This window comes from Spirosoma sp. (assembly GCF_048594605.1).
Taxonomy (GTDB): domain Bacteria; phylum Bacteroidota; class Bacteroidia; order Cytophagales; family Spirosomataceae; genus Spirosoma.
The window spans coordinates 1-6,564 of sequence record NZ_JBMDWV010000239.1; the positions used below are offsets into that span (position 1 = coordinate 1).

Consider the following 6,564-nt stretch of genomic DNA (forward strand, 5'->3'; position numbering starts at 1 on the left):
AATTGATACAAGGGCATATTAGCCGCTTTGGCCGCCAGATCGTACAGGGCCATATCGAAGGCTGAGCGCGTTGTAACATGACCCGGCAAATAGCGAATTAACGTAGTGAGGCAGCCTTCAATATCGAGCGGATTTTTACTGATCAGCAGATGCGCCATGTCGTTCGCTGCCGCCAGTCCCGACGCCTGCGTTTCGCCCACAATCATCCAGAACGGCGACCCTTCGCCCCATCCCGTAATCCCTTCGTCGGTCTGTATTTCAACCAGTATATTCCGGGCGTTATCAATCGTGCCGAGCGAAATGGAAATCGGCGCTTTCAGTGGAATATCGAAGCGATAAAGATTGATTTGGGTAATTTTCATGAATCATTGATTGCTCAGAAAATCGTCGAGAATTGGTTTGAAATCTGCCAATCGAGCACAATTAACCGAAGGGAAAGGAATGTCTTTCAGTAGACGATAATGACTGTCGTTTGTAATAATATAAGCGGCGTTGGCAGCAATGGCTGCATCGACAAATTTATTGTCGTCGGGGTCGTTGGCAATCAGCAACCAGTAGAATGAAAGTGGATTAATTCTGACTAACGAAGGTATGTTAAGCAAAGCAATCAGAATGAATTCGGCATAATCAGGGGCGTAGAATAACTCTAACTGTTCCTCGTATTCTGTTATGATTTCGGTTGTAACAACGAGACGAACCTGTTCATTTAAAATCGCATCGTACAACCACCGGTACTGTGATTTTTTGGGAACAGCCGCTAATAGGCAATTAGTATCAACTACAATTGTCATTCACTCAACTCTTAAGTAGACTTTTTTAAGGGGCTGTTCAGGATTTCGTCAATCGTCTGGTCTGAAAAATTTCGCTCAACCCAGATTTTATCCATACGGGCATCCGCTTTATTGGCAAAATGTCTGACAATCAGTTGTTGAATCTCTTTCGTCTCCTGTTCAGAAACTTGGTGTTCGCTAAAGAAACGTAACAGATGTAGCTGCATTGAATTCAGCTTTTCCGGTTGTGGAGTCATTGCCATAACAAGTGCTTTTATCAAATATACGCATTTTTTACTTCGGGAACTGGCTTTTGTCGAGCCCTGGAATGATACGTAGCGCGTTTTTGTAGTACACTTTCTTCAGTACTTCATCGGGCAGCCCCATGCCGTACATGCGCCAGAACGCATGGTATTTTTTGTGATAGGGAAAATATTCGTCGTCGGTTTCCAATACGCGGAAGTACGTAGCGTACTCGGACGGAACCCAACTGTCTTTTCCAAACAGAATCCGATCCTGATACTTCTCAAAAAAGGCCTTGCTGGCTTTTGGCTGGCGGCCCAGCTCGGCGATAACAGCCCCGATCTCGACGTTCATATTTGGGAAAACCTTCATTAGGCTATCCAGCTTGTTCAGATCATTCGGGTACCAGCCCATATGCGCGGCAATGAACGTGGTTTTCGGATGTTTGCGAAATACATTGTGCTGCTCAGTGAGAAGCTGGCCCCAGGGGACAGGATCGTTCGGGCCGCGCTTGCGACCAGCATGAAGTTTGAGTTCGAGCCACCGTTCGTTGTAGCGGTCCATCGGGTCCCAGAACGACTTGGGGTCGGCGGTGTGAATCAGTACAGGAATTCCCAGCTCACCGCACTTGGCCCAGATCGGATCAAGGCGCGGATCGTCAACGCGAACGCGGTTGCCTTTGTCATCTTTCACACTAAAACCAAGACTTTTGTAAATTTTCAGCCCTTTTGCGCCTTTCTTTACGTCGTCTTCCAGCATTTTAACGGCCTGTGCCGACCAGCCTTTATCGTTGACGTTCGAGAAGTTAACATTGGTAAACAGCGTGATCCGTTTGGGATAACTTTTCTGAACATTCGCCAGCGCGTCATCAAAAAACTTTGTGCTACGTGCTTCATCGTCCGCAAAGCCCCGACCGCTCAGGTTCACCATCAGTCCCATATTCAGGCTGTCCATCTGCGAAACCAGCTTTTTCAGGTCTTGCTTATCCATCTGAAACTGGTGATTATGAACGTCGATGAATGGATATTTTGACCGCGTTAGTTTATGCTCAGGCACTTTCAGCGTCGAAACGGGGTCATATTCTTCAAAGCCCAGTGGCATCTCGGCGGGTTTCTGAGCAAAGGCAGAAAAACTTAGCGCAGTAAGAGCAAGCGCGGAACGTAGTGAACGTAAAGTTATCATGCTGTAAATCAAGTTAATCCTGTCTAAAAATCAGTGCCACGCAATGAGCGGCAATACCTTCGCTACGTCCCACAAAACCGATATGCTCAGATGTGGTAGCTTTAATCGAAATATCGTCTTCGGTAATACCCATTACGTTCGCCAGACAGGTTTTCATCGCCGGAATATGCGGATTGAGTTTTGGCTCCTGTAAAACAACCGTTACGTCGACATTCGAGATTTCGTAACCGGCGCTACGTACCATACGTAGTACTTCGGCCAGCAGAATTTTGCTGTCAACGCCTTTCCAACGCGGATCTTTGTCGGAAAAATGATAGCCGATGTTACGCATGTTGGCGGCTCCCAGCAGGGCGTCGCACAATACGTGACACACTACGTCAGCATCAGAGTGGCCAACCGCACCAAACGTACTGGGGACCTGAATACCGCCCAGCCAGAACGGCCGGCCTTCTGCGAGCCGGTGAACATCATACCCTTGTCCTACGCGTATTTTCATGCTACTGCTACGTCGGACCGACGATAATACAGAGTCGAACAGTTGTCTTTCCGGAGTATTTGCCGGGCCATCGTTTGTATGTCGTCAGGCGTAACGGCCTGAATCAGGGCACCCTCCCGATTAATTAAATCCGGATCACCTGCATTCGCGGCATAGGCAAGGTTCATGGCCCGATTCAGGAGTTCGACTTCCGAGAAAGCCAGCGTCGCTTCCGCCTGATTTTTAACTTTGGCCAATTCGTCATCAGCAACAGCCTGATCAATAAATTCCTGAACAACGGCTTCGACGGCTGCGTCGGCTTCTTCGAGCGTAGTGCCTTTGTTGAGGTTGCCCTGTACAATCAGCAGGCCCGGATCAATTGACGCCGTGATATAAGCATTGATGCTGCTGAATAAGGGGTTGCCACGTAACAATTTCTGATACAAACGGGATGATTTTCCCCGGCCAAGCATGTCACTCAACAGATCGGCAGTATGAAAGCCCGGCTCAAAACGTCCGGGCATGTGATACGCTTTGTACAAACCATCCAGCGGAACTTTAGCAGAAGTCTCCAGCTTGCGAGCTTCGGTCTGAATAGGTTCTACAGGCAATTGACGGATATAGGGTTCCCCCGCTGGAATTGGAGCAAACCATTTGTCGCACAGTTGCTTGATTTGCTCAACTGTTACGTTGCCAGCCACTACCAGAATCGCATTGTTGGGCAGGTAATATTTAAAGAAAAACGATTTCACATCGTCCATTGTGGCTTCCTCAATATGGCTGATGTCTTTGCCAATCGTGGCCCAGCGATACGAATGCTGTGTATAAGCTAATGGACGTAGCTTGAGCCAAACATCGCCGTAAGGTTGGTTGAGGTACCGCTGCTTGAACTCTTCGATGACAACTTTTTGCTGTACATCAAGCACTTGTGGGTCAAAGGAAAGGCTCAGCATACGGTCTGATTCGAGCCAGAAGGCCGTTTCCAAGTTAGCGGCCGGAAGGGTAATGTAATAATTTGTAATGTCGGGGCTGGTAAAGGCGTTGTTTTCGCCCCCGACTTTCTGCAACGGCTCATCGTAAGACGAAATATGTTTCGACCCACCAAACATCAGATGTTCGAACAAATGGGCAAATCCTGTTTTCGATGGATCTTCGTCACGCGAACCAACATTGTAGATTATATTGACAGCCGCCATTGGCGTCGATTCATCCTTATGGACGAATACCCGCAGGCCATTATTTAAAACGAATTGTTCGTAATGAATCATAGAGAAAGGGTTGTGTAGAGCCCTTATTCGGTAATACGTATTGAACAAAAGTACACTTCTGGTCGTATAGAATCAAACGACCATCTTGCAACTATCACTTTGTCCATTTTCCAAAACGCCATTCTGGTACTTATCTGGCTTTGTTTATCGCTAAACGTTCAGGCGCAGGTCATACAGGACCCGGTTGCTCAGCAACTTATTCTAAAAGCGCTGGATGACATTTATAGCATGGAATTCCCCCAGGCCGACGCGCAGATTCGGCAGCTTCAGGCTCGTTATCCGCAGCATCCGGTAGCGTTAATTTTGCGAGCTACGCAACTGGATATTCAAAATCTGCCTTTAGCCGAAAATAAAGCAGCAACGGCCCAGTTCATACAGGTCGTTAATCAGGCAATGGAACTCTCGAAACGGATGATCGATAAAAATGAAGATGATCCGGAAGCCGTGTTCTTTATGCTGACCTGTCATAGTTATATGGCATCACTTTACCATAATCAGGGCGAATCTTTGAAAGCAGTTAGCGAATCGAAACGAGCCTACAGTTTTCTGCGCGACGGGTTTAAGCTGATGGACAAAAATCCGGATTTCTATTTTACCAGCGGGCTTTATAACTACTACGTTGAGCGCTACCCGATCGATCATCCGATTGTGAGGCCGTTCATGTTTTTCTTTGCCGACGGCGATATTGCTTTAGGTATAAAACAAATGGACGTAGCAACGCATAAGGCAATGTTTATGAGGCCTGTAGCTAATTACTATCTCTCGCATATTTTGATGAAACACGAGTCGAATCCGACGCGGGCTGTGGGCTATATGAAGTATCTGGTCGATAAGTACCCGAATAATCCGCTGTTTGCCATGACTTACGCTGAAGCGTTGCTTTTGGCGGGACGATACGTGGAAGCTCGTCCGGCTGTACAACGACTTAAGCAGATGCCTAATAAACTGGTACCGCTGGCTTTCAATACGTTTTCGGGGATGCTGGCCGAACTGGCAGATAAAAACGACAGAGAAGCAGCCGAATTTTACCAGACTGCTTTGAAACAACCTTCAAACGAAGCCTACACGCAGGAATATCAGGCGTTTGCCTACGCTGGATTAGCTCGTATTGCCGCTCGGTCGGATAATCGCAACCAGGCTAAAATGTATTATAAAAAAGTATTGGCTGTAGGCGAGTATAAATCACTCATTCGGGAAGCAAAGGCGTATAAATAGATTGGAGTCAGGGTTAGTTTAATTAAATAAAGAGACTACGCGCTGTTCGAATATTCTTCGTGCATTCGTTGTTATCATTATAATAAGCTGGTTCATGCTTTTTAGAAATACGGAAGTTGATTCTCTAAAACATGCGTAAAACTCTTTCTATCGTTTTTGGGCTACTGTTCGTTCTGTTCGCAGCCTTTCAATACAATGACCCTGATCCTGAGGTCTGGGTTCCAATTTATGGCCTGGCAGCTATTGCCTGTTTTATGGCCTTTGCAGGGGTAGGCCGCTGGTGGTTTTACGTAGTAATGGCCGTTATGTACAGCGTTGCTGCCTGGTATCAGTGGCCGCCTGTGTTTGAAGGGTTTCTGTTCAACGAAATGGGAATGCGGAGTGTAAATATCGAAATGGCTCGCGAAGCAGGTGGATTAGCGATTTGTGCCGTAATCATGGGCTTCTTTGCCCTACTCATGCGTCAACCGTTACGTCGATGAAGCTCATTGAATGCCCTCGGGATGCGATGCAGGGCTTAGTCCACTTTGTTCCGACTGATCTGAAAATCCGGTATTTGAATGCCTTACTGCAGGTTGGGTTTGATACGCTCGATTTTGGGAGTTTTGTGTCATCCAAAGCCATTCCGCAAATGCGGGACACTGCCGACGTACTGGCTGGCCTTCATTTATTCAAAACCAAAACGAAATTGTTGGCCATTGTCGCCAATGTTCGTGGGGCAGAACAGGCCATTGCTTATGAGCAGATTAACTACGTTGGTTTTCCACTCTCCGTATCCGAAACGTTTCAGCAACGTAATACCAACAAGTCAATTGAGCAGGCGTTTGCTGAACTGGCAGAGATTCAAAACCTGTGTCTTCGGTCGAAAAAAGAGTTAGTCGTTTATCTGTCGATGGGTTTCGGAAACCCTTACGGCGATCCATATAGCCCTGACCTTATCGGCGAATTCACAGCTCGACTGTCGCAAATAGGAATTAACATTGTAGCACCATCCGATACCGTCGGTACGTCAACGCCTGAGTCCATCGGGCATTTATTTCGGCGGCTTATTCCCGCCTTTCCTCAGATTGAATTCGGCGCGCATTTACATGCCCGGCCTGGTGAAGCGCCCGATAAAGTCCGGGCGGCTGTCCGGGCAGGTGTTCAGCGTGTTGATGGGGCATTACGTGGGTTTGGCGGCTGTCCGATGGCTGCCGATGCGCTCACCGGCAATTTGCCCACTGAAGAAATTATTGATACGTTGGTCAGCGAAAAAATCCCCGTGGCCATCAATCAGGAAGCCTTTCAAAAAGCCCTTACGTTGTCGGCTGGGGTGTTTTGAGGCTTAGGGCATGGGGGTAAGGGCAGAGGGTTAAAAGCCCTACTCAGTGGCCTCTGCCCTTACCCCCATGCCCCACTACATAAACATCGC

8 protein-coding genes and 1 pseudogene are annotated in these 6,564 nt (G+C 47.6%); 3 read left to right on the plus strand and 6 right to left on the minus strand.

Annotated features, from left to right (window positions below):
* The 6 genes and pseudogenes from ACOJS8_RS14875 to ACOJS8_RS14900 form a co-directional block, all read right to left on the minus strand.
* Window positions 1–362, minus strand: a pseudogene (locus ACOJS8_RS14875) (dipeptide epimerase); the annotation flags it as partial.
* Window positions 363–365: 3 nt separating this feature from the next.
* Window positions 366–791: a putative toxin-antitoxin system toxin component, PIN family gene (locus ACOJS8_RS14880; RefSeq protein ID WP_420149331.1), complete on the minus strand. Its 426-nt coding sequence runs from the start codon at window positions 789–791 to the stop codon at window positions 366–368.
* An 11-nt stretch (window positions 792–802) separates the two neighbouring features.
* Window positions 803–1,027 carry a hypothetical protein gene (locus ACOJS8_RS14885; protein WP_420149332.1) on the minus strand — a complete coding sequence of 75 codons (225 nt, stop codon included), beginning with the start codon at window positions 1,025–1,027 and terminating at the stop codon, window positions 803–805.
* A gap of 37 nt (window positions 1,028–1,064) precedes the next feature.
* The gene (locus tag ACOJS8_RS14890) at window positions 1,065–2,195 is read right to left on the minus strand and encodes an amidohydrolase family protein (protein WP_420149333.1); all 1,131 of its coding nucleotides are present in this window, start codon (window positions 2,193–2,195) and stop codon (window positions 1,065–1,067) included.
* A 13-nt stretch (window positions 2,196–2,208) separates the two neighbouring features.
* On the minus strand, window positions 2,209–2,691 hold the full coding sequence (gene ispF / locus ACOJS8_RS14895) for a 2-C-methyl-D-erythritol 2,4-cyclodiphosphate synthase (protein ID WP_420149334.1): 483 nt from the start codon (window positions 2,689–2,691) through the stop codon (window positions 2,209–2,211).
* The gene (locus tag ACOJS8_RS14900; RefSeq protein ID WP_420149335.1) at window positions 2,688–3,938 is read right to left on the minus strand and encodes a M16 family metallopeptidase; all 1,251 of its coding nucleotides are present in this window, start codon (window positions 3,936–3,938) and stop codon (window positions 2,688–2,690) included. Before ACOJS8_RS14900 ends, ispF begins: the two co-directional genes overlap by 4 nt.
* A gap of 99 nt (window positions 3,939–4,037) precedes the next feature.
* Between ACOJS8_RS14900 and ACOJS8_RS14905 the strand changes: the two genes are divergently transcribed.
* The 3 genes from ACOJS8_RS14905 (at window position 4,038) to ACOJS8_RS14915 (ending at window position 6,474) form a co-directional block, all read left to right on the plus strand.
* Window positions 4,038–5,153, plus strand: a complete 1,116-nt coding sequence (locus tag ACOJS8_RS14905) for a tetratricopeptide repeat protein (RefSeq protein ID WP_420149336.1) — start codon at window positions 4,038–4,040, stop codon at window positions 5,151–5,153.
* Between the two features lie 131 nt (window positions 5,154–5,284).
* Entirely contained in the window at window positions 5,285–5,635 is a 351-nt protein-coding gene (locus tag ACOJS8_RS14910; RefSeq protein WP_420149337.1) for a transmembrane 220 family protein, read from the plus strand.
* Window positions 5,632–6,474: a hydroxymethylglutaryl-CoA lyase gene (locus tag ACOJS8_RS14915; RefSeq protein ID WP_420149338.1), complete on the plus strand. Its 843-nt coding sequence runs from the start codon at window positions 5,632–5,634 to the stop codon at window positions 6,472–6,474. Before ACOJS8_RS14910 ends, ACOJS8_RS14915 begins: the two co-directional genes overlap by 4 nt.
* Window positions 6,475–6,564 lie beyond the last annotated feature (90 nt).